20 protein-coding genes are annotated in these 20,962 nt (G+C 72.0%); 4 read left to right on the top strand and 16 right to left on the bottom strand.

The features are described 5' to 3' along the window. Positions 1-62 precede the first annotated feature (62 nt). From ACSQ11_RS06565 to ACSQ11_RS06555, 3 genes are read left to right on the top strand one after another with little or no spacing between them, the layout of a single operon-like run. Complete coding sequence (locus ACSQ11_RS06565) at positions 63-2,177, top strand: catalase (protein ID WP_436004186.1); 2,115 nt, start codon at positions 63-65, stop codon at positions 2,175-2,177. A gap of 36 nt (positions 2,178-2,213) precedes the next feature. After that, the gene (locus ACSQ11_RS06560; protein WP_436004183.1) at positions 2,214-3,389 is read left to right on the top strand and encodes a zinc-dependent alcohol dehydrogenase; all 1,176 of its coding nucleotides are present in this window, start codon (positions 2,214-2,216) and stop codon (positions 3,387-3,389) included. Continuing rightward, positions 3,386-4,390 carry an SDR family NAD(P)-dependent oxidoreductase gene (locus tag ACSQ11_RS06555; protein ID WP_436004181.1) on the top strand — a complete coding sequence of 335 codons (1,005 nt, stop codon included), beginning with the start codon at positions 3,386-3,388 and terminating at the stop codon, positions 4,388-4,390. The genes ACSQ11_RS06560 and ACSQ11_RS06555 overlap by 4 nt, the downstream gene beginning before the upstream one ends. On the opposite strand, the gene ACSQ11_RS06550 is transcribed toward ACSQ11_RS06555, so the two are convergent. The 10 genes from ACSQ11_RS06550 to ACSQ11_RS06505 form a co-directional block, all read right to left on the bottom strand. Then, positions 4,387-5,097, bottom strand: coding sequence for a LuxR C-terminal-related transcriptional regulator (locus tag ACSQ11_RS06550; RefSeq protein ID WP_436004179.1), 711 nt, complete (start codon positions 5,095-5,097; stop codon positions 4,387-4,389). The genes ACSQ11_RS06555 and ACSQ11_RS06550 overlap by 4 nt on opposite strands. Beyond that, complete coding sequence (locus tag ACSQ11_RS06545) at positions 5,094-5,954, bottom strand: glycosyltransferase family 2 protein (RefSeq protein ID WP_436004177.1); 861 nt, start codon at positions 5,952-5,954, stop codon at positions 5,094-5,096. The genes ACSQ11_RS06550 and ACSQ11_RS06545 overlap by 4 nt, the downstream gene beginning before the upstream one ends. Beyond that, on the bottom strand, positions 5,947-6,993 hold the full coding sequence (locus tag ACSQ11_RS06540) for a glycosyltransferase (RefSeq protein WP_436004175.1): 1,047 nt from the start codon (positions 6,991-6,993) through the stop codon (positions 5,947-5,949). Before ACSQ11_RS06540 ends, ACSQ11_RS06545 begins: the two co-directional genes overlap by 8 nt. After that, positions 6,990-8,075 (bottom strand): glycosyltransferase, encoded by a 1,086-nt coding sequence (locus ACSQ11_RS06535; RefSeq protein WP_436004173.1) that lies wholly within the window; start codon positions 8,073-8,075, stop codon positions 6,990-6,992. The genes ACSQ11_RS06540 and ACSQ11_RS06535 overlap by 4 nt, the downstream gene beginning before the upstream one ends. Next, positions 8,075-8,773, bottom strand: a complete 699-nt coding sequence (locus ACSQ11_RS06530; RefSeq protein WP_436004171.1) for a glycosyltransferase — start codon at positions 8,771-8,773, stop codon at positions 8,075-8,077. The genes ACSQ11_RS06535 and ACSQ11_RS06530 overlap by 1 nt, the downstream gene beginning before the upstream one ends. After that, the gene (locus ACSQ11_RS06525; protein ID WP_436004169.1) at positions 8,770-10,047 is read right to left on the bottom strand and encodes a PIG-L family deacetylase; all 1,278 of its coding nucleotides are present in this window, start codon (positions 10,045-10,047) and stop codon (positions 8,770-8,772) included. Before ACSQ11_RS06525 ends, ACSQ11_RS06530 begins: the two co-directional genes overlap by 4 nt. Positions 10,048-10,124: 77 nt before the next feature. Then, positions 10,125-11,228: an acyl-CoA dehydrogenase gene (locus ACSQ11_RS06520; protein ID WP_436004167.1), complete on the bottom strand. Its 1,104-nt coding sequence runs from the start codon at positions 11,226-11,228 to the stop codon at positions 10,125-10,127. Beyond that, the gene (locus ACSQ11_RS06515) at positions 11,221-11,649 is read right to left on the bottom strand and encodes a hypothetical protein (RefSeq protein ID WP_436004165.1); all 429 of its coding nucleotides are present in this window, start codon (positions 11,647-11,649) and stop codon (positions 11,221-11,223) included. The genes ACSQ11_RS06520 and ACSQ11_RS06515 overlap by 8 nt, the downstream gene beginning before the upstream one ends. Then, positions 11,646-12,188, bottom strand: a complete 543-nt coding sequence (locus tag ACSQ11_RS06510; RefSeq protein ID WP_436004163.1) for a hypothetical protein — start codon at positions 12,186-12,188, stop codon at positions 11,646-11,648. The genes ACSQ11_RS06515 and ACSQ11_RS06510 overlap by 4 nt, the downstream gene beginning before the upstream one ends. 73 nt (positions 12,189-12,261) lie before the next feature. Further along, positions 12,262-13,197, bottom strand: coding sequence for an amidohydrolase family protein (locus ACSQ11_RS06505; RefSeq protein WP_436004161.1), 936 nt, complete (start codon positions 13,195-13,197; stop codon positions 12,262-12,264). A gap of 98 nt (positions 13,198-13,295) precedes the next feature. On the opposite strand from ACSQ11_RS06505, the gene ACSQ11_RS06500 reads away from it, so the two are divergent. Next, the gene (locus ACSQ11_RS06500) at positions 13,296-13,778 is read left to right on the top strand and encodes a hypothetical protein (protein ID WP_436004159.1); all 483 of its coding nucleotides are present in this window, start codon (positions 13,296-13,298) and stop codon (positions 13,776-13,778) included. Between the two features lie 170 nt (positions 13,779-13,948). Here the strand turns inward: ACSQ11_RS06500 and ACSQ11_RS06495 are convergent, their stop codons facing one another. The 6 genes from ACSQ11_RS06495 to ACSQ11_RS06470 form a co-directional block, all read right to left on the bottom strand. Beyond that, entirely contained in the window at positions 13,949-14,500 is a 552-nt protein-coding gene (locus ACSQ11_RS06495; protein WP_436004157.1) for a glycine cleavage system protein R, read from the bottom strand. A gap of 105 nt (positions 14,501-14,605) precedes the next feature. After that, entirely contained in the window at positions 14,606-17,014 is a 2,409-nt protein-coding gene (gene ppsA, locus ACSQ11_RS06490; protein ID WP_436004155.1) for a phosphoenolpyruvate synthase, read from the bottom strand. Between the two features lie 38 nt (positions 17,015-17,052). After that, positions 17,053-17,892: a pyruvate, water dikinase regulatory protein gene (locus ACSQ11_RS06485; RefSeq protein ID WP_436004153.1), complete on the bottom strand. Its 840-nt coding sequence runs from the start codon at positions 17,890-17,892 to the stop codon at positions 17,053-17,055. Positions 17,893-17,936: 44 nt separating this feature from the next. Then, positions 17,937-18,620 carry a LutC/YkgG family protein gene (locus ACSQ11_RS06480; RefSeq protein ID WP_436004151.1) on the bottom strand — a complete coding sequence of 228 codons (684 nt, stop codon included), beginning with the start codon at positions 18,618-18,620 and terminating at the stop codon, positions 17,937-17,939. After that, positions 18,617-20,128 carry a LutB/LldF family L-lactate oxidation iron-sulfur protein gene (locus tag ACSQ11_RS06475; RefSeq protein WP_436004149.1) on the bottom strand — a complete coding sequence of 504 codons (1,512 nt, stop codon included), beginning with the start codon at positions 20,126-20,128 and terminating at the stop codon, positions 18,617-18,619. The genes ACSQ11_RS06480 and ACSQ11_RS06475 overlap by 4 nt, the downstream gene beginning before the upstream one ends. After that, positions 20,125-20,898 carry a (Fe-S)-binding protein gene (locus tag ACSQ11_RS06470; RefSeq protein ID WP_436004147.1) on the bottom strand — a complete coding sequence of 258 codons (774 nt, stop codon included), beginning with the start codon at positions 20,896-20,898 and terminating at the stop codon, positions 20,125-20,127. Before ACSQ11_RS06470 ends, ACSQ11_RS06475 begins: the two co-directional genes overlap by 4 nt. Positions 20,899-20,962 lie beyond the last annotated feature (64 nt).

The raw sequence follows: 20,962 nt of genomic DNA, 5'->3' as shown, positions 1-20,962 counted from the left end.
GACGTCCGCATGCTCGCGGAGCGGTCGCTCCCGGGCACACACCCGCGAGAGGGAGCACCAGCATGGCGACGAAGAAGAAGGCCACCACCACCGGCAAGGCCCGAGGCGCGGCCCAGACGGCGACCGAGGAGGTCGGCAACGGCGGCGAGCTCCACCAGCTGGCCGGCGGCGACAGCCCCGTGATGACGACCGCGCACGGCGCACCAGTCCAGGACGACAACAACTCGCTGCGTGCGGGCGAGCGCGGTCCCACGCTCATGGCCGACCACGCGTTCCGCGAGAAGATCTTCCACTTCGACCACGAGCGCATCCCGGAGCGCGTCGTCCACGCCCGCGGCTACGGCGCGCACGGCGTCTTCGAGTGCACCGAGTCGCTCGCCGACATCACCCGGGCCAGTGTGTTCGCCGAGGCCGGCAAGCAGACCGAGACCTTCGTGCGCTTCTCGACGGTGGCCGGCAACCTCGGCTCGTTCGACCTCGCCCGCGACGTGCGCGGGTTCGCGACGAAGTTCTACACCGACGAGGGCAACTGGGACCTCGTGGGCAACAACATCCCGGTGTTCTTCATCCAGGACGCGGTGAAGTTCCCCGACCTCGTGCACTCCGTCAAGGAGGAGCCGGACCGCGGCTTCCCGCAGGCGCAGTCGGCGCACGACACCTTCTGGGACTTCGTCTCGCTCATGCCCGAGTCGACCCACATGACGTTGTGGACGATGTCGGACCGTGCCATCCCGCGCTCGTTCCGGATGATGGAGGGCTTCGGCGTCCACACCTTCCGGTTCGTCAACGACGCGGGCGAGAGCTCGTTCGTGAAGTTCCACTGGAAGCCCGTCCTCGGCATGCAGTCCGTCGTGTGGAACGAGGCCGTGAAGATCAACGGCGCCGACCCGGACTTCCACCGCCGCGACCTGTTCGACGCCATCACCGCCGGGGACTTCCCCCAGTGGGAGCTCGGCGTCCAGGTCTTCGACGACGCGTTCGCCGACGAGTTCGACTTCGACGTCCTCGACGCGACCAAGATCATCCCCGAGGAGCTCGTCCCCATCCGCACCGTCGGCACCATGACGCTGAACCGGGTGGTGGACAACGTGTTCGCCGAGATCGAGCAGGTCGCGTTCATGACCCAGAACGTCCCGCCGGGCATCGACTTCACCAACGACCCGCTGCTCCAGGGCCGCAACTTCTCCTACCTCGACACCCAGCTCAAGCGACTCGGCAGCACGAACTTCAGCCAGCTGCCGGTCAACGCCCCGCGCTGCCCCGTCGCCCACTTCCAGCGCGACGGCCACATGCAGACGTCTCCACAACGGGGGCGGGCGGCATACGAGCCGAACTCCTTCACCGGCGAGGACCGCGGCCCACGCGAAGCAGGGTCCGACGGGCACGTGCCCTTCGCCGCGCCGGTCGAGGGCGAGACGCGACGGATCCGGGCCGAGTCGTTCAAGGACCACTACAGCCAGGGCCGGCAGTTCTGGCTGAGCCAGACGCCGGTCGAGCAGGACCACATCGTCGCGGCCTACGTCTTCGAGCTCGGCAAGTGCGAGATCCCGGCCATCCGCGAGCGGATGGTCGCGAACCTGCGCAACGTCGACGAGTCCCTCGCCGCTCGCGTCGCGGACGGACTCGGTATGCCGTTGCCCGCCGCGTCGGAGCCCGCGGCCCCCGTCGTGGAGACCGAGGTGTCGCCGGCGCTGAGCATCCTGGCCAACGCCAAGGAGACCTTCGAGGGCCGCAAGCTCGGGCTGCTCGTCGGCGACGGCGCGAACGCCGCCGCGGTCAAGCGACTCACCAAGGCGGTCGAGAAGGCCGGTGGGGTCGTTGAGGTCATCGCGGCCAAGGTGGGTGGCGCGACCCTGTCCGACGGGTCGAGCCTCACCGCCAAGCAGGCGATCGCCGGGGCACCGTCGGTGCTCTACGACACCGTCGCGATCGTCACCGGAGACGACGGCGGCGCCACGCTGGCCGACGAGCCGGCAGCGCGCGACTTCCTCACCGACGCCTTCACCCACTTCAAGGTGATCGGCCTCGCCGGGGCCACCGACGCCCTCGTCACGGCCGCCGGCCTCGACGGGAAGCTCGACGAGGCGTGCCTGGCCGTGGGGACGGCAGGTGAGACGACGGCATACGTCACCCGGATCGCGGGTACTCGGCACTGGGAACGCGACATCAGCGCCTGACCCGACCGATCGCCCGCACGACCGAAGGAGCACCACATGAAGGCACTCACCTGGCAGGGCAAGAAGGACGTCCGCGTCGAGGAGGTGCCTGACCCGCGGATCCAGGAGCCGACCGACGCCGTCATCAAGGTCACCTCGACGGCGATCTGCGGATCCGACCTCCACCTCTACGACCCCCTCGGCCCGTTCCTGTCCGCCGGCGACGTCCTCGGCCACGAGACGATGGGCGTCGTCGAGGAGGTCGGCGCCGAGGTGACGAACATCGCGCCCGGTGACCGCGTCGTCATCCCGTTCAACATCGCGTGCGGGCACTGCTGGATGTGCGAGCACGGCCTCATGTCGCAGTGCGAGACCACGCAGGTGCGCTCGCAGGGCAAGGGTGCGGCGCTGTTCGGCTACACCGAGCTCTACGGGTCGGTGCCGGGCGGTCAGGCGGAGTACCTCCGCGTGCCGCAGGCCCAGTTCGGGCCGATCCCGGTGCCCGACGGCGTTCCTGACGAGCGGTTCCTCTACCTCTCGGACATCCTCCCGACGGCGTGGCAGGGCGTGGAGTATGCCGGCGTGCCGGAGGGCGGGAGCCTCGCGGTCTTCGGGCTGGGGCCGGTCGGGCTGCTCGCCGTGGCGATCGGCGTCCACCGCGGTTTGCGGGTCATCGGCGTCGACAACGTGCCCGAGCGGATGGCCAAGGCCGAGGCCTACGGCGCCACCGTCGTGAGCTCCGACGGCGACCCGGCCGACGAGATCCTCCAGCTCACCGCCGGCCGCGGCGTCGACGGCACCCTCGACGCGGTCGGGATGGAGGCTCACGGCAGCCCCTTCGCCGAGGCCGCCATCAAGGGTGTCGGCTTCGTCCCCGACGCCCTCGCCAAGCCCGTGATGGAACGCGCGGGCATCGACCGGTTGGCCGCCCTGAGGTCGTCGATCGGCGCGGTGCGTCGCGGCGGCACGGTGTCGGTGAGCGGTGTCTACGGCGGGATGGCCGACCCGATGCCGATGATGGAGATCTTCGACAAGCAGCTCACCCTGCGGTTCGGGCAGTGCAACGTCAAGCGGTGGGTCGACGACATCGTGCCCGTCGTCATGGAGGACGGCGACCCGTTGGGCCTCGAGTCCCTGGCGACGCACCGGCTCCCCCTCGCCTCGGCCCCCGATGCCTACGCGATGTTCCGGGCCAAGGAGGACGGCTGCATCAAGGTGGTGCTCAGCCCGTGAGCGGAGTCGCCCTCGTCGCCGGGGCGTCGCGCGGGCTGGGTCTGCTCATCAGCGCCGAGCTGGTGTCGCGCGGCTACCGCGTGCACGGGTGCGCCCGCGACCGGGGCGAGCTCGACCGCGCGGAGGACCTGCTCGCCCCCGAGCGGCTCGGTGAGCTCGTGCCGAAGGCCACGGGCCACCGACCGGTCGGGTCGTTCATCGGGGAGGTCTGCGACGTCACCGACGCGGACGCCGTCGCTGCGTGGGTCGAGGGCGTGCGCACCCGCGAAGGTTCTGTGGACGTGGCGATCCACGTCGCCGGGATCATCCAGGTCGGCCCGGTCGAGTCGACCACCCTGGGCCACTTCCGCGCCGCCATCGACACGATGCTCCTCGGGCCGGTCCACCTGTGCCTCGCGGTGCTGCCGGCGATGCTCGAGGCCGGCCACGGGCGCATCGGGGTCGTCAGCTCCGTGGGTGGAGTCGTGGCGGTGCCGCACCTCCTGCCGTACTCGGTGGCGAAGTTCGGCGCCGTCGGCCTGAGCGAGGGGCTGCAGGCAGAGCTGAGTGGCACGGGGGTCACCGCGACGACCATCGTCCCGGGCCTCATGCGCACGGGAGGTCACGTCCACGCTCAGTTCGTCGGGGACGCTCCGAGGGACTACGCCTGGTTCGCGCCGGGCGCCTCGATGCCCCTGCTCTCGGTGTCCGCCGAGCGGGCCGCCCGCCGGATCGTCGAGGGCGTGCTCGCGGGCCGGTCGCAGGTCGAGCTCACCCCGCTCACGTGGGTCGGACGGCGGGTGCACGGGCTCGCGCCGGGCATCACCTCCCGCGTGCTCGGGTTCGTGGCCCGGGCGTTGCCACGCGGTGATGACCGTGCACCATCGATGAGCGATGCATCGGGGCACGTCGACGGCGAGCAGGCGCGACGGACCCTCGGCTCGCGTGTGGTCGACGGCGTCAGCGTGCTGGGCGACCGGGCCGCACGTCGGCTCAACGAGACGGGGTCGCGTGACCTCTAGGCGTCGCGCTCGCCGCCGGGGGACGATCCGACCGACAGCGTCTCGCTGCCGGCCGCCGGCAGCAGGACCCTCATCCGCGTCGGCGCCATACCGTGGTCGATTCCCCAGAGGACGGCCTGGCTGCGGCTCGTGACTCCCATCGTGCGGTAGGCCGAGCGGATGTAGGACTTCACCGAGTTGATGCTGAGATAGGTCCGCTCGGCGATCTCGTTGTTGCTCAGACCCGAGGTGACGAGGGAGACGATCTCGGACTCTCGCGGGGTGAGGCCGTGGTCGCGCCCCGGCCAGGACTCACTGGGGATCACCGGCTCCTCGTTGACCGTGACGAGGTCGAGCTCGCCCTGGTGCACCTTGACCAGGGCGGCGGCCAGACCCGCCCCGTCGAGGGACTTGGGCAGCGCGGCGTGCACACCACGAGCGCGCGCCGTCGCGATGAGCTCCTCGGTGAGGACCCAGGTGAACAGGACGAGTCGACCGACCCGAGGGCTCGCGGCGAGGTCGTCGAGGTCGGGCTCGTCGAGGCTCGTGTGGGTGAAGGTGTCGTAGAGCGCGACGTCGACCGGGGTGACCGGCATGAGGTCGGAGTCCAGCTCGACCACGCGGACCAGGTCGGGGTACGGCAGCAGCATCGAGGCGACGCCCCGCACGATGAGCTCGTGGTCGTTGATCACCGCCACGTTCACGGGACGGTCGGGCACAGGGGTCATGGGTGAACGCTACCTCCGTCCCCGGCCGACACCTGCCCGTCAGCCGTGGCCGTGATGCGCCCCGCGCTCCGCAGCAGCAGCCCGCGGCGCTCGAACTCGACGAGCCAGCCCTCCATCGGCCAGTCACCCCAGCGCGCATGGAACGTCGTGGCGTTTCGCACGATGTCCTCGAGGTGCTCCACCGGCGGGTGCGAGACGGGGTGGAACTGGTGGAAGGCGTCCGCCCCGCCGACCCAGACCAGCTCGACCCCGCCTGCCCTGGCCACCCGGCCCAGGTCGGTGTCCTCCGCGCCGTAGCCGACGTAGCCCTCGTGGAACCCGCCGAGGGTGACCCACGTGCTCGCCGACACGGCACAGCTGAGCGACCAGAAGAGGTCGTGGTTGCCCGCACGCTCGAGCTCCCCGGGGCGTGGGTCGGGTCGAGCCGGGTGTGGGGCGCGCAGGGCGGTGAGGTCCCGGGGGTCCTGCGGGACCTCCACACCCTCGGGCAGGTACGTCACCGGTCCGGCGAGCAGGGCGCCGGGCGCGAGCCGGGCAGCCCGCCGGTAGGCCGGCTCGAGGTCGGGACCGGGGACGCAGTCGACGTCGAGGAGGACAACCAGCTCGGCGCCGGCCGCGAGCGCCGTGGACACCCCGGTGTTGCGTGCCCTCGCCAGCGGCAGCCCGCCCGGGTCGTCGTCGACGTGCACCACGGTGGTCAGGTCGTCCGCGCCCACCACGTCGTCGATGGCCGGATCACCCATCGCGACGACGACGTGCGGTGTCCGCGGAGCGACAGCGCGCAGCACCCGACGCTGCTCCCGCAGGTGCTCGTGGCGTCCCTTGACGATCGTCACCACGGTCGCCGGCTCAGCCACCCGCCACCACCTCGACGAGGGAGGCCGCCCGTGAGGCCGCGCCGTCGCACCCCCACGTCGACCAGCCCTGGCCGCCGTGGTTGCGCGCCCGCTGCACGAGCTCGCCCCAGGGCGCCCCCTCGACCCGGTCGCGCTGGACGACCTGGGCGATCCCCGAGCGTGCCAGGACGGCGCCCATGTGGTGCTGCTCCTCGAAGGGTCGGCTCTGCGGGAGGACGACGGCCGGGAGGCCCCAGCCGGCCACGTCGGCGATGGCGTTCTGACCGGCGTGCGTCACGACGACGTCCGAGCTCGCGAGATGGTCCTGGACGTCCGGGACCCAGGCCCGCCCGCCGACGACGGTCCAGTCGATGTCGGGCACGGCGGCGGTGATGAGGTCGGCCAGGCCGGGGTCGTCGAAGCCGTCGGAGCCGGCCAGGACGAGTCCTCGCCCACGGCGGTTCGCCGTGGGAGTCGCCGCGGTCCACCCCGTGGTGGGCTGCCGCGCGATCCCACCGACGGCGACCACGCGCTGGTCGGGTCCGCTCGTCCAGGTCGAGTCCCGGGACGTGTGCCAGATGTCGTCTGTGGCCCACGCGGGCCAGGGTGCCAGGACCGCGGTGGCGGCGTCGTAGGCCGCGGCGTGGGCCGAGTCGGTGCGCTCTCCGGGTTGGGCGACGACGACCACGGGGATACCGAGCAGCCGCACCATGACGGCCACCTCGCAGGAGACGTCGACCACGACCACGTCCGGCTCCTCCACCTGCACCCATCGGGCAATAGTCGTCATCCGCTCGCGGAATCCGCTGTGCCACAGGGGAGCCCAGTGCATCGACCCGTGTACCGTGACGTCCGCCGAGCTTGCGGAGACCGGCTCCGGCAGCGGGGCGTCCATCGCGAGCCGGACCGACGTCACGGGTCCCGGCCGGGCCGCATCCCCCTCGAGAGCCGACCCGAGCAGCGTGACGTCGGCGCCTCGGCCCATGAGCTCGCGCCCCACCACCGTCGCACGGGTGCGGTGACCTGCGCCGTGGTGATGGACGTACCAACCGACCTTCATGTCAGGGTCCCCTGTCGGATGACGAGGTCGCGGTAGAGCTCGAGGTAGTCCTCGACCATGCGGTCCGAGCCCAGTGCGGCACGAGCCGCTGCATGCACCTGCGCTCGCGCCAGCGCGGTCGCCACGGGCACGGCGTCCGCGAGCGCTCCGACGACTGAGTCGTCGTCACCCTCCGGGCCCACGAGCACGCCGATGTCGGGCGTGACGAACTCGCGGAGGCCACCGCGGTCGAGCGCGACCACGGGGGTGCCCCACATGGCCGACTCCGCCGCGACGAGGCCGAACGGCTCGTCCCACTTGGGAGTGACCAGCGTGACGGCGCTCTCGCGCACGAGGTCGGCGAGCTCGGCGTGGGAGAGATGCCCGACGTGCTCGACGCCGTGTCCGAGCTCGGGTGCGACGACGTCGTCGAACCACGCGGGGTCGCTCACCGGCCCGGCGAGGCGCATCGGGAGACCGGCGCGTCGGGCGGCGCGGATCGCGAGGTCGGCACCCTTCTCCGGCGTGAGCCGGCCCGTCCACACGAGGGGGCGACCACCCGGGCCGGGCCCACGGCCGTCGTCGTCGACACCGTTGTGGATGATCCTGGGCGCGTCCGGGAGCGAGGTCCACAGACCCGCGTTCGCCCGGGAGACGCAGACATAGCTCGACCCGGGACCGGCCAGGGCCACCCCCAGCTCCATCCACGGGAAGGGCGGCGTGTGCAGCGTCGTCACGACCGGAAGCGCCAGTGCCGAGCTGAACGCGAGTGGGAGGAAGTGCAGGCTCTGGTTGTGGACGACGTCGACGTCCCGGCGGGTCAGCAGGTCGGCGACGGCGCCCGTGAACGCCGCGTGGTCGGTGAGGAAGTCCGGCTCGGGCAGCTGGTGGTCCATCGCGGCGACCTCGCTGAGTGCGGGCAGGTCGACGTAGGGCACGAGCTCGTCGCACAGCTCCGTGTCGGTGCCGGCACGCGCATAGAGCCGCACGTGATGGCCGAGGCGCCGCAGCCCACGCGCCAGCATGGCGGTGTGCGACTCCTGGCCCCCGGCATACGGCTCGACGATCGGGTTGCGTGAGGTCGCGAGCATGGCGATGCGCATCAGCCCACCTCGTCGGCGAGTCGGGCGAGGAAGCCCGCGAAGCCCCCGGGGGTGCGGCCCTGGCCGCGGGCGGAGCTGCCCACCCGGGCGGAGTCCGTCGCGACCCAGCGCGTGGTGTGGGCGCGGATCCGGCGGACGAGGTCCACGTCCTCGTGCACGGCCGTGGGCCCGAAGCCTCCCACGGCGAGGTAGGTGCTGGCGCGGAAGCCGAGGTTGGCTCCGTGCACGTGCGCATGTCCCTCGACCAGCTCGTGGCGCTCACGCCAGGCCTCGAGGAGGGCGGTGTCGGCGAGCCCGATCGGCTCGACCGTGCCGATGACGAGGTCGCGCGTCGTCGCCAGACCGACCTGCGCCACCAACCAGTGGGGCGGGACGACGGAGTCGGCGTCGGTGCACGCGACCCAGAGGTCCTCGGCGGCCACACCCGACTCGGCGGCGGCGTCGACGGCCCGGCTCACCCCGGCGTGCCGGGCGGCTCCGACCAGACCGTGGTCGACGACGAGGCTGCCGATCCTGGCGGCCTCGACGACGTCGGCCGAGCCGTCGGCGCAGCCGTCGAGGACGACGGTGACGTCGATGAGCAGGTCGGGGCGACAGGCCCGCAGCACCCGTCGCGCCCGGTCCACGCTGAGCAGGCACCTCGGCAGCAGCGCCTCCTCGTCGCGCGCGGGGATGACGACGTGGACCGCGCGGATCACGTCGCCACCTCGTAGCAGTCGAGGAGCACGTCGGGCTCGACGTGGGTCACCGTGGCCTGCTCGTGGCAGATGGAGCGGACCAGGGCATGGACGGCCGGCCCGTCGAGCGGGATGTGCTCGGTGGGGTGGCGCCAGTCGACGAGCACCAGCTCGCCCTCCGGGGCGAGCCGGTCGAGCACCGCGGCCACGGTGAGCCACAGCTCGAACGGGGTGAGGAAGTAGCCCACCTCCGACAGGACGACGAGATCGAAGGGCCCCTCGAGCGCGTCGACGACACCCGGCGCCTGACCACGGACCCACTCGACCGTCGTCGGACCGGCACGTCGGGCGACGTCCAGCGCCTGCGCGCTCACGTCGACCCCGACGACGTGGTCGGCGCGTTCGGCCAGCGACCGCGTCAGGACGCCCGTCGAGCAGCCGAGGTCGAGGACCCGGGTGTAGCGCTCGCGGCGGAGCACGGCCAGCGTGAGGGCGCGCTTGCGGCGCTCGTACCAGCTCGCACTCGACCACGGGTCGTCACCGTCGGCGAACATCGCGTCGAAGGAGGCCACCCGGTGGTCGTCGTCACCACTCGCGGGTGGAAGCGTCATCCCGTCGGCGAGGAGCAGGGTGGTGAACCCACGTCGTGCGGGCGCGAGCACCCCGTCGGTGAGCATGAGCTCGTCCCCGGGGGCGGGCGAGAGCGCCGCGACCTGGGTGTGGTGCTCGCCGAGGGCCCGGGCGGCGCGGGTCGTGGCGGTCAGCGAGGCGTCGAGGACAACGGCCCGGTCCCACGGCAGGTCGTCGGGCTCGCTCCAGTGCCACAGCCAGACGAGGTAGTGCGCCAGGCCGGTCGCGGCGTCCGTCCCCACGGCCTCGGCGGCCGCGCGGCCGGCGGCATCGTGGTCGGGGTGGCCGTCGGCGCTCCACGGTGCGAGGACGAGGGTTCGCGGCCCGACGAGGGCGCGCACCTGCTCAACCACCTGGTCGTGGCGGGCGGCGAGGTCGCCGTCGGGCAGCCCTGCGTGGACCACCCGCGCCCCGGGGGCGAGGACCGCGACGGCCCGGTCGGCCTCGATGGCCCGGCGTGCCCGCATCCGTGCCGGCGCCACCGTCGGCGACGCCGGATGTGAGTTCTCGCCGTCGGTGAGGACGAGCACGACGACCTCGATGCCCGAGTCGCAGGCGTCGGCGATGAGCCCGCCGACGCCGAGGCACTCGTCGTCGGGGTGGGCGGCGACGACGAGCAGGCGGTCGTATGCCGTGTGCACGGTCTCGATGTCGGTCCGCGTCACCGAAGACCACCGGGGGTCCCTCACCCACCGTCGCTCCCCCTCCGGGTGGTCGAGCCGGGGTGCCGGCGAGCCGGCGTTCACCGTGGCTCCCTGACGCGCTGGGCGCCGATCCGGGCAAGGTCGCGCTCTCCGTGGTGCTGCCGGACGTAGACCGTGAGGTCCGCGACCCGACGGGCGTGCTCCTCGTCGGAGGTGAGGGGTCCGGGTCCGAGTGCACGACCGGTCTCGGTGAGGACGAGCTCGGCCGTCGCTGCGGACGTCGCCCGCACCCTGGCGGCCAGCAGCTCGCCCCCCGGTCCGCGGGCCTCCCCGGCGTCGATCCGTTCGGCGGCGTCCCGCAGCGAGAGCAGGGTGGTGTGCAGGGCCGTGTCGAGCCGGCCGAGATGGGTCAGCGCCAGCTGGTCCGGGTCGCGCCTGTGGGCGTTGTCGAGGACCGACTGCGCGAGGGCGCAGGAGGCCCCGAACCAGACGCCGGCGACACCGATGCCTCCCCAGGCGAACCCGGGACGCTCGAGGTACCACTGCGGGGGCCCCACCGGCATCGCCGGGACCCTGGTCAGGGTGATCGACGTGCTGCGGACCCGGGCGAGCCCCCTCGCCACCCACGGGTCCGAGCTGACCCGCACCCCGTTGTGGGCGAGGTCGACCGCGAACGCCTGCCGCCGGTGCTCGTCCACGTGGGCGGTGATGACGGCGTGGGTGAGCCGGTCGGCGAGGGAGCACCACGGCTTGCTCCCGGTCAGGGTCCACTCACCCCCCGACGAGACGGCCTGCAGGTGCTTCCCCGGGGCATGGGCGGCATAGACGCCCCATGTGCTGTTGCGCGGGGGGACCGGGCTCGGCCAGCTGTCGTCGGTGGCGCGCTCGTGCTGCACGGCCTGGTCGAGGATGGCCAGGGCGTCGAGGTGGGGCTCGACGACGCGGGCGACCGTGAGGTCGCCCGCGCCCAGCGAGGCCAGGGTCCGCAGCCAGGTCCACGTCGACCCGCCGAGGGCACCCGCGACCGGGCTCAGCGACCGCGCGATCTCCAGGGCGGCGTCGAGGTCCTCGCCGACCCAGCGCGCAGCATCGACCAGCGCCGGGTCGGACCACCCGAGGAACCCCGAGGGTTCCCGTGGCGCCATGGGTTCGGCCTGCACCGGGTCGTTGGAGAACTCCGCCACGACGCCTCCGTCAGCCACTCGTCGGTGTCGTGGTGTCCCCGGCGGAGCCACGGGTGAGGTCGGTCAGGAGGTCACGCAGCAGGTCGGGGCGGACGACGGTGAGGGTGGCCCCGGGGTGCTTGATGGTGCGCGTGGGGTCGATGCCGGGGACCGGGTCGCGGAACGTCACGCACAGGGCCCGGTCACCGTTGGTCGCGAACGTCACCCCGCGGTCGCTCAGGGACAGGTGGGGTGGACCGGCGGTCTTGATCCAGGCGAAGTCGCCACTCTCCTGGCACCCCGTGATGTTCTCGAGCGCGGTGGTGAGGCGCCACGGACCGAAGCGGACCCGGAGCTCGTCGTCGCCGACGTCGACCCAGGCGGTCTCGGGCCGGATCCCGAAGAGCATGCCGGGGAGCCGGTATGCCGGCGCGAACGCGAAGTTGAAGCGGCGTCTCATCGGCGCCGCAGCAGGGACATCGGGCGGTCGAGCAGCCCGGCCGGGCCGCGCTGCTGCTCACCGAGGTAGGCGTCGAGCACGAGCAGCCCCGCCGTCGTGACGGGCGTCGCCCACTGCAGCCACCGCATGCGCTGGACCAGCTCGTCCTTGCGGGCCGAGGCAGCCGGATCCTTCGCGGCAGCCTCCTGGGCCCGTCCCAGTCGGGCGCCGTTGAGGTAGGCCGCTGCGCTGGCCGCGAGCGCGGCCCCGGTGAGCGCGGTCTTGAGGACCACGGCGGCCGTGGTCGGTGGGTGGGCCAGGGTGCGGCGGCGGTTGTCGGCGACGATGGCGAGCCCGCTGAGGACGTGCAGCCCGATGGCGCCACCCTGCACGGGCCCCCAGGCCGTCCAGCCACGGTCGGAGATCTGCGCCCTCTCCGTGTCGTCGTCGCCCTCCCGGGCCGCGGGGTTGAGCCCCACCGCGCCCATGAGGGAGCCACCGAACCACGCAGCGTTGGTGACGAGGTGGGTCGCCCGGACGGCAGTGCTGAAGACGGTCATGTCTATGACGCTATGGACGAACCGGCGCCACCGGCTCACCCCAATGGGCGGAAGGCCCGGACGGTCGGTGTGGTCAGCTCTGCGGCGGGCGCCGGGTCGCGCCCGCGTCGTCGAGCCTGAACAACCGCCGCGCGTTCTCACGCAGCACGTCACGCGTCCACTGCTCCCCCATGGCCAGGTCGATCACCGAGTCGACCGCCTCGAGGTAGGGGTAGGGGATGTTGGGGAAGTCGCTCCCGAAGAGCACCCGCTCCCCCATCTCGCCGAGCAGGTCGCGCAGCTCCGACGGGAAGGGCGCCAGCTCCTCGGTGAACCGCGTGAACACCATCGTCGTGTCGATGTGGACCCGCGGGTGTGCGACGCAGAGCTCGAGGAACTCGCGGTACTCCGGCATCCCCGCGTGGGCGACGACGAGCACGAGCCCGGGGAAGCGCCGCAGCAGGGCCCGGACCCCGGCGACGCCCGTGTGCTCGCCCGGCGCCGGGCCGTTGCCGGCATGGATGACGACCGGCGTCCCGCTCTCCTCGAGTGCTGCCCAGACGTCGTCGAGCAGGGGGTCGTTGGGGTCGAACGCGCCCACCTGCACGTGCACCTTGAACACCCTCGCACCGGACGAGATCGCCTCTCGCACATAGGCGCTCGCGCCCGGCTCGGGGAAGAAGGTCGCCGAGCGCAGACAGTCCGGGTGGGTGTCGGCGAAGTCCGCGGCCCACGCGTTGAGCCACTGCGCCATGCCAGGACGGTGCGGATAGCTCAACGCCGTGAACGCCTCGACACCGAACGCCCGCAGCGTCTCGACCCGCTCGTCGTCGCCGGTGCGGTAGGCGATGGGCCACGGCCGCCCGAACGCCTCCTCCGCCCGGTCGAAGTACGCCCAGACCTTGTCGAGCACCCGGGCCGGCATGAAGTGGGTGTGGATGTCGACCATCCCGGGCAGCCCGAGGGTCTCGAGGCGTGACCTGACCAGCGCGGCCTCGTGCGGTGGGAGCGGGACGGGGGCGGACGGCATACGGCATCCTCGCCGAGCCCTCCGCCCGCAGCGAAATCGCAGTCGATCCGCAGTGCGTCTCGCGAGGCTGCGGCACACCCGACGAGAGGAAACCCCCCATGAAGCGCTTCGTCACCACCGTCCTGGCCGCCACGGCCGCGATCGGCGCCATCCTCGCCTCGGCACCGTCGGCGAGCGCCGAGAGCAACACGACGACCTATGCCGGTTGCCGCGGCACGCTCAGCCGGTCGGTGCCGATCACGAGCGCCGGCGGGACCGTCCTCAGCCGGGTCCAGATCTGGGAGTACGGCCGCTACCGCGAGTCCGAGGTCTGCGTGAAGAACGTCCACGTCGGCAGCACCGTCGGGAAGACCATGTGGACGATGGTGTCGATCGGGAGCAAGTACGACCGCGGTGACCACTCGCAGTACGCCGGCGCCATCCGCACCTCCGGCGACTGGAACGGCTCGTACGACATCCACGTCGGCGGCGCGAACCCGGCCAACCCCGACCGCGACTACTACTGCCTCAAGGTCGACGGCCGGATCGGCGACCGCTGGGCCCCGAACATCTGGCTCTGCTACGTCTTCAACTCACGCTGACACAGCGCACGCGTCCGAGCGGCTCGGGCGCCGACGTGGGCGGGGCGCCGACGTGGGCGGGGCGCCGACGTGGGCGGGGCGCCGACGTCGGCGCGACTGCGGTGACGGCCAGTGCGCTCGCCCGACCCGCATCAGAAGGCCGGGTGCCGCGGCCGGCTGAGGCGCCCCGGTCAGGGAGTCGGGTCGGCGTCGGTCGCCCGGAGCGAGACGTCGACCATGATCTCGGTGGCGAGCTCCTCGAGGTCGGCCTGCAGCGCCTCGAGGTCGGTGTCGGCCGGCACCGTGGCCACGGCCGTCGCCTCGAACAGCCGGCCGCCCGCCATCGGGGCGTCGCGCGTGCCGCTCTCGAGCTCGGCGACGCTCAGGCCGTGCTTGGCGAGCACCCCCGACACGGCGCCGACGATGCCGGGCCGGTCGTTGCCGAGCAGCTCGACCCGGACCTCGCGACGCGCGGTTTCGGCTGCGGCGCCGGGCGAGTCACCGCTCGACCCGTAGTGCACCGAGACGTCGAGGAGACCCTGCAGCGGGGCGAGCGCACCGCGCAGCTCGTCGACCCGGTCCTCGGGCACGGTGACGACGACGATGCCGGCGAACTTGCCCGCCAGCTCGCTGAGGTGGCTGCGCTCCCAGTTGCCGCCACTGGCCTCGATGACGTCGGCGAGCGACTTGACGAGGCCCGCGCGGTCGTTGCCGATGACGGAGAGGACGAGTGTCGTGGTCACGCTCGCAGCGTAACCCTCACCCTCGCCGCCGCAGCGTCTGCGCAAATGGCTGCTAGAACGACCGGATCCGCAGACGCTGGGGAGGTGAGGCGGCGGGAGAGCGGCTCAGGCGTCGGCGCGCTTGGCGAGCCGCAGCCAGGTGTCGACGACGGTGTCGGGGTTGAGGGACATCGACTCGATGCCCTGGTCGAGCAGCCAGTCGGCGAGGTCCGGGTGGTCCGAGGGGCCCTGCCCGCAGATCCCGATGTACTTGCCGCGCGCCTTGCACGCCTCGATCGCCATGCTCAGCATCTTCTTGACCGCCGGGTCGCGCTCGTCGAACGAGCCCGCCACGAGCGCCGAGTCGCGGTCGAGACCGAGGGTGAGCTGGGTGAGGTCGTTCGACCCGATCGAGAACCCGTCGAAGTGATCGAGGAAGGCGTCGGCGTTGACCGCGTTGGACGGGACCTCGCACATCATGACGACCTGGAGGTCGTTGTCACCACGCTTGAGGCCGTGCGAGGCGAGCAGGTCGATGACGCCCTCGGCCTCGGCGAGGGTACGGACGAACGGGATCATGATCTTGACGTTGGTCAGACCCATCTCGTCGCGGACGAGCTTGAGCGCCTCGGCCTCCATGGCGAAGCACTCGGCGAAGTCGTCGGAGAGGTAGCGAGCAGCGCCGCGGTACCCGATCATCGGGTTCTCCTCGGTGGGCTCGTAGCGCGGGCCGCCGATCATGTGGGCGTACTCGTTGGACTTGAAGTCGCTCATCCGCACGATGACCGGCTCGGGTGCGAAGGCCGCGGCGAGCATCGAGACGCCTTCCGCGACGCGCTTGACGAAGAAGTCGCGAGGCGAGTCGTATGCCGCGATGAGAGTCTCGATCTCGGCCTTGAGGTCCGGCTCCTGGTCGTCGAGCTCGAGCAGGGCGCGGGGGTGGATCCCGATCTGCCGGTTGATGATGAACTCGAGCCGGGCGAGCCCGATCCCCCTGTGCGGCAAGCGCGAGAACTCGAAGGCCTGCTCGGGGGTGCCGACGTTCATCATGATGCGCACCGGGATGTCGGGCATGGCGTCGAGCTCGGTCTCGGAGACGGAGAACTCGCGCAGCCCGTCGTAGACGAAGCCGGTATCGCCCTCGGCGCAGGACACGGTGACCTCGCGGCCGTCGGCGAGGTCGCGCGTCGCGGAGCCGGTGCCGACGACGGCGGGGATGCCGAGCTCGCGGGCGATGATCGCCGCGTGGCACGTGCGGCCGCCACGGTTGGTGACGATGGCGCTGGCGCGCTTCATCACCGGCTCCCAGTCGGGGTCGGTCATGTCGGCGACGAGCACTTCGCCGGGCTGGAAGTCGTGCATCGCCTCGGCGGACGCGAGCACGCGCACGGCGCCGGCGCCGATCTTCTGGCCGATGGCGCGACCCTCGACGACGACCTCGCCGGGCTGGTCCATCCGGAAGCGCTGCAGGGTCGAGCCCGACTGGCGCGACTTCACCGTCTCGGGACGGGCCTGGAGGATGTAGATGCCGCCGTCCACGCCGTCCTTGCCCCACTCGATGTCCATGGGGCGGCCGTAGTGCTCCTCGATCTTCAGCGCGTGCTCGGCGAGCTCGGTGACCTCGGCGTCGGTGAGGCTGAGCCGGACCTGCTCGGCGGGGTCGACGTCGACGAAGTCGATCGAGCGGCCGACCTCGGAGTCCTGGGTGTAGACCATCTTGGTGGCCTTGCTCCCCACGCCACGCTTGAGGATCGCGGGGCGACCCGCGCGCAGCGACGGCTTGTGGACATAGAACTCGTCGGGGTTGACCGCGCCCTGGACGACCGCCTCGCCGAGGCCGTAGCTGCTCGTGATGAACACGGCGTCGGCGAAGCCGGACTCGGTGTCGATGGTGAACATCACGCCCGAGCTGCCGATGTCGGAGCGGACCATCCGCTGGATGCCGGCCGAGAGCGCGACGGCCTCGTGGTCGAAGTTGCTGTGCACGCGGTAGGAGATCGCGCGGTCGTTGTAGAGCGAGGCGAAGACCCGCTTGATGGCGAGCAGGATGTTGTCGATGCCGCGGACGTTGAGGAAGGTCTCCTGCTGCCCCGCGAAGCTCGCGTCCGGCAGGTCCTCGGCCGTCGCGCTGGAGCGCACGGCCCAGCTCACCTCGTCGGCCGCCGCTCCCGCCTCACCGACGAGACGCTCGTATGCCGTGCGGATCTCGTCCTCGAGGTCGGCCGGGAACGGCTGCTTCTCGACGGTGTCGCGGATCTCCGCACCGGCGGCGGCGAGCGCCCGGGTGTCCTCGACGTCGAGCTCGCGCAGGATGGCGTTGATCCGGTCGGCCAGGCCCTCGTGGGCGAGGAACCGGCGGTAGGCATCGGCCGTGGTGGCGAACCCGTCGGGCACGCGCACGCCGGCCTTCGAGAGGTGCTGGACCATCTCGCCGAGGGAGGCGTTCTTGCCGCCCACGTGCTCGACGTCGTCAAGTCCGAGCTCGGCGAACCAGGCGATGTTGGTGCTGCCGGCGCCCTGCTGGGTGGCGGTCATGGCGGTCCTTTCGTCGGGGCGTCGTCGCCCTCGTGAGCTCAGGCCAGGTCGGGCAGTCGGCTGCTCTGCATGATCACGGCAGCCATCTCCTCGACGGACATCTTGGCGGAGTTGATCGACGGGATGCGATGCGCCCTGTACATCGCCTCCGCACGGCGCAGCTCGAAGCTGCACTGGGCGAGCGTGGCATAGGTCGACCCCGGCCTGCGCTCCCCTCTCACCTGGCTGAGACGGGCGGGCGTGGAGAGCAGACCGAAGCACTTTTCACCGAGGTCGCGAAGAGGTCGCGGCAGGTCGCCGGTGTCGAAGTCCTCGGGCACGAGGGGGTAGTTCGCGACCTTGAGCCCGTGCTGGAGCGCGAGGTACATCGACGTCGGCGTCTTCCCGCACCGCGAGGGCGCCACGAGGATGAGGTCGGACTGCGCGAGGTTGCGCAGGCTGGCCCCGTCGTCGTGCTCCATCGCGAACTCGATCGCCTTCATCCGGCGGTCGTAGCGCAGGGTGTCGCCGACCCCGTGGAGGGCGGCGGGGCTGTGGGTGGCGTTGACGTGGAGCACCCGCTCGACGGTGTCGAGGTGCGAGCCGAACAGGTCGATGAACGCCGCCTGCGTGCGTTGCAGCTCCTGACGGATCTCGTCGTCCGAGACCGTGGAGAACGCCAGGGGGGTCACCGAGTCGGTCATCGCGGCGTCGATCTGCGCGACGACCTCGCTCGCCTTGTCGGCGGTGGTGATGAACGGGATCTTGCGGCGGGTGAAGGCGAGCCCGGGGAACTGGGCCAGCAGCAGGTTGCCGAGCGTCTCGGCCGAGATGCCGGTGCCGCCGGCGAGGAAGAAGACCGGCGTCGGCGTGTCACTCGCGGCGTCCTGGGGTCCCATGGCCCGATGGTGGCACACCCCTGCGGCGCCGCACCCCTGACGGGTCAGCCACCGGCGATGACGACGACGAGGGTCCGGGGACCGTGGACGCCCTCGACCCGCTGGAGCTCGATGTCGCTCGTGGCGCTCGGTCCGCTGACCCAGGTGAGCGGCCGACCCCGGTGCGCCTCTCCGCCCAGCCGGGTCACGGCCTCCGGCACGTCGTGGACCACCTGGTCGGCCCGGATGACGCACACGTGCGTGTCGGGGACGAGGGTGAGCTCACGCCTGCCCTGGTCCGGGCCGTGGTCGAGGACGATCGTGCCCGTCGTCGCGATGCCCACGGCCGACGCGGTGACGACCGCCTCGACCCGGTCGAGCTCGGCAGCCGAACCGGCCTCGCCCTCGGCGACGACCGTGGCGACGTCCGCGAGCGCCGCCCGCCACCCGGCGTCGAGACCGGTGGGCACGACGACGGAGCCCAGGCCACGCCTGCGCAGGGTCTGCGCCACGGTCGCGGCCACCTCCTCGGCGGGCACGCGCAGCACCTCTGCCCGGTAGTCCGCGACGTTCTCGGCGAACAGGTCGATCGACTCGCCGACGGCGCGCGACTGATTGCCCCATCGCGAGGCGATCTGCCCTCCGTCCGATCCGTCCTCGCCTCGCCGTGGCGCAATCAGTCGCGCTGGGGTCGTGACGTCCGACGTGGCCGACCGGACCCGGGCGAGGATCTCGTCGCGGGCGCTCACGGCTCACCTCCCGGTCGGTCCGGGCCGTCCTCCGTATGCCGTCCGCCCACCTGCGTGCCTCCGTCGCCACGCTCGCGGGCCCACCACTGCCGGAAGGTCTCCCTGGGCGGGTTCGGCACGTCACGGGCATCGGTCCAGGCGCCCAGTCCGGGCACCCGATGCACCGTCCGGTCGCCGAGGAGGCGCCCCACCGTCGTCGCACCGCGCTGCGCGACCGCGAGCCGACGAGGATCCGACAGCACCCACGCCGCGGCCTTCATGGCCGCCGACTCGGCCCGGTGCCCGCCCTGCTCGGCGACCGTGCCGCGCAGCTCGACGAGCAGCTCGGGGATGTTGATCCGCACCGGGCAGGCGTCGAAGCACGCGCCACACAGCGACGACGCATAGGGCAGCGACTGGTCGACCTCGCTCGCCGTGCCCCGCAGCTGCGGGTTGAGGACGGCGCCGATCGGCCCCGGGTAGACCGAGCCGTAGGCGTGCCCACCCGTGCGTTCGTAGACCGGGCAGACGTTGAGGCAGGCCGAGCACCGGATGCACCGCAGCGCCTGCCTCCCGACGCGGTCGGCGAGCACGTGGCTGCGACCGTTGTCGAGCAGGACGACGTGGACCTCCTGCGGCCCGTCGCCGTCGTGGACCCCGGACCACATGGTCGTGTACGGGTTCATCCGCTCGCCCGTGCTCGACCGCGGCAGCAGCTGGAGCATCGGCGCGAGGTCGTCCCACGTCGGCAGCACCTTCTCGATGCCGACGACCGAGATGAGCGTCTCGGGCAGCGTGAGGCACATGCGCCCGTTGCCCTCGGACTCGACGACGACGAGCGTCCCGGTGTCGGCGACGGCGAAGTTCGCGCCCGACACGGCGACGCGGGCCCGCAGGAACTTCTCGCGCAGGTGCAGCCGTGCAGCCTCGGCGAGCCGGGTCGGCTCGTCGGTGAGGTCCTCCGGCGCCGGACGCCCGACCTTGGCCATCTCGCGCAGGAAGACGTCGCGGATCTCGGTGCGGTTGCGGTGGATCGCGGGCACGAGGATGTGGCTCGGCCGGTCGCCGAAGAGCTGGACGATGAGCTCGGCGAGGTCGGTCTCCCACGCCGCGATGCCCGCAGCCTCGAGGGCCTCGTTGAGCTCGATCTCCTGGGTCGCCATCGACTTGACCTTGACGACCTCGTCGACTCCCTTGGCCCGCGCGATCTCGACGACGACGGCGTTGGCCTCGTCGGCGTCCCGCGCCCAGTGCACCGTCGCGCCGTTGGCCGTGAGGCTCGCCTCGAGCTGCTCGAGGTAGTCGCCGAGGTGAGTCAGCGCCTCGTCCTTGGCCTCCGCGCCCGCCACCCGCAGCGCCTCCCACTCGGGGACCTCGCCGACGACGGCCGCCCGCTTCTCGCGGATCGTGTGCGTCGCGTCATGGAGGTTCTGGCGCTGCTGCGTGTTCGCGAGCGCCTCACGCGCGGCCTCGGGGAAGGACGGCATACCCACGAAGGTCGGTGAGGTGCGCTGGACCGGAACGCTCATGCGGGGTCCTCCTTCGTCGAGGCGAGGATCTCGGCGAGGTGCAGGCTGCGTATGCCGGCCCCTTGCCTCCCGAGGATCCCTCCGATGTGCGCGAGGCAGGAGTTGTCGCCGGCGACGACGACCTCGGCACCGGTCTCGACGACGTGTGCCGCCTTGTCGGTGCCCATGGCGACGGACACGTCGGAGTTCTTCATGGCGAAGGTGCCCCCGAAGCCGCAGCACTCGTCCGCACCGGGGAGCTCGACGAGGTCGATGCCCTCGACAGCCCGGAGGAGCCGTAGCGGCCGGTCCCCCACCCGCAGCAGCCGGAGCGAGTGGCACGTCGGGTGGTAGGTCACGCGGTGGGGGAACCACGCGCCCACGTCGGTGACACCGAGGACGTCGACGAGGAACTCGGACAGCTCGTGCACCCGTGGCGCCACCTGCTCGACCTCGCTCGCCAGGCCCTCGTCGCCTGCGCGCCGGGCCACCATCGCGTGCTGGTCGCGGACCGAGCCGACGCACGACCCTGAGGGCGCAACCACCGCGTCGTAGTCCCCGAACACGTCGACGAAGCGACGGACGAGCGGGACGGCCTCGCCGGCATACCCCGTGTTGGTGAGCATCTGGCCGCAGCAGGTCTGCGCGGCAGGGAACTCGACCCGGCACCCGAGCCGCTCGAGGAGGCGCACCGTGGCCTTGGGCGTCTCCGGCCACATCGTGTCGTTGAAGCACGTCGCGAAGAGCGCGACCCGCAGGTCGGCGCGAGGAGCTGGTGCGGGTGCATCCATGGCTACAACCCTAGGACGTGGAGACCCCGGGCGTGAGGTGCGTCGCACGGCCAGCACCCGTAGG

This window comes from Knoellia sp. LjRoot47 (genome assembly GCF_964253435.1).
In the GTDB taxonomy this organism is placed as follows: domain Bacteria; phylum Actinomycetota; class Actinomycetes; order Actinomycetales; family Dermatophilaceae; genus Knoellia.
This window is presented reverse-complemented; position numbering and strand designations above follow the sequence as displayed.

What these genes read in the sequence shown, in the direction of transcription:
- ACSQ11_RS06565 (WP_436004186.1), top strand. Translation starts at nt 63, where the DNA reads ATGGCGACGAAGAAGAAGGCCACCACCACCGGCAAGGCCCGAGGCGCG.
- ACSQ11_RS06560 (WP_436004183.1), top strand. Translation starts at nt 2,214, where the DNA reads ATGAAGGCACTCACCTGGCAGGGCAAGAAGGACGTCCGCGTCGAGGAG.
- ACSQ11_RS06550 (WP_436004179.1), bottom strand. Translation starts at nt 5,097, where the DNA reads ATGACCCCTGTGCCCGACCGTCCCGTGAACGTGGCGGTGATCAACGAC.
- ACSQ11_RS06540 (WP_436004175.1), bottom strand. Translation starts at nt 6,993, where the DNA reads ATGAAGGTCGGTTGGTACGTCCATCACCACGGCGCAGGTCACCGCACC.
- ACSQ11_RS06535 (WP_436004173.1), bottom strand. Translation starts at nt 8,075, where the DNA reads ATGCGCATCGCCATGCTCGCGACCTCACGCAACCCGATCGTCGAGCCG.
- ACSQ11_RS06515 (WP_436004165.1), bottom strand. Translation starts at nt 11,649, where the DNA reads ATGAGACGCCGCTTCAACTTCGCGTTCGCGCCGGCATACCGGCTCCCC.
- ACSQ11_RS06510 (WP_436004163.1), bottom strand. Translation starts at nt 12,188, where the DNA reads ATGACCGTCTTCAGCACTGCCGTCCGGGCGACCCACCTCGTCACCAAC.
- ACSQ11_RS06505 (WP_436004161.1), bottom strand. Translation starts at nt 13,197, where the DNA reads ATGCCGTCCGCCCCCGTCCCGCTCCCACCGCACGAGGCCGCGCTGGTC.
- ACSQ11_RS06500 (WP_436004159.1), top strand. Translation starts at nt 13,296, where the DNA reads ATGAAGCGCTTCGTCACCACCGTCCTGGCCGCCACGGCCGCGATCGGC.
- ppsA (WP_436004155.1), bottom strand. Translation starts at nt 17,014, where the DNA reads ATGACCGCCACCCAGCAGGGCGCCGGCAGCACCAACATCGCCTGGTTC.
- ACSQ11_RS06485 (WP_436004153.1), bottom strand. Translation starts at nt 17,892, where the DNA reads ATGGGACCCCAGGACGCCGCGAGTGACACGCCGACGCCGGTCTTCTTC.
- ACSQ11_RS06475 (WP_436004149.1), bottom strand. Translation starts at nt 20,128, where the DNA reads ATGAGCGTTCCGGTCCAGCGCACCTCACCGACCTTCGTGGGTATGCCG.
- ACSQ11_RS06470 (WP_436004147.1), bottom strand. Translation starts at nt 20,898, where the DNA reads ATGGATGCACCCGCACCAGCTCCTCGCGCCGACCTGCGGGTCGCGCTC.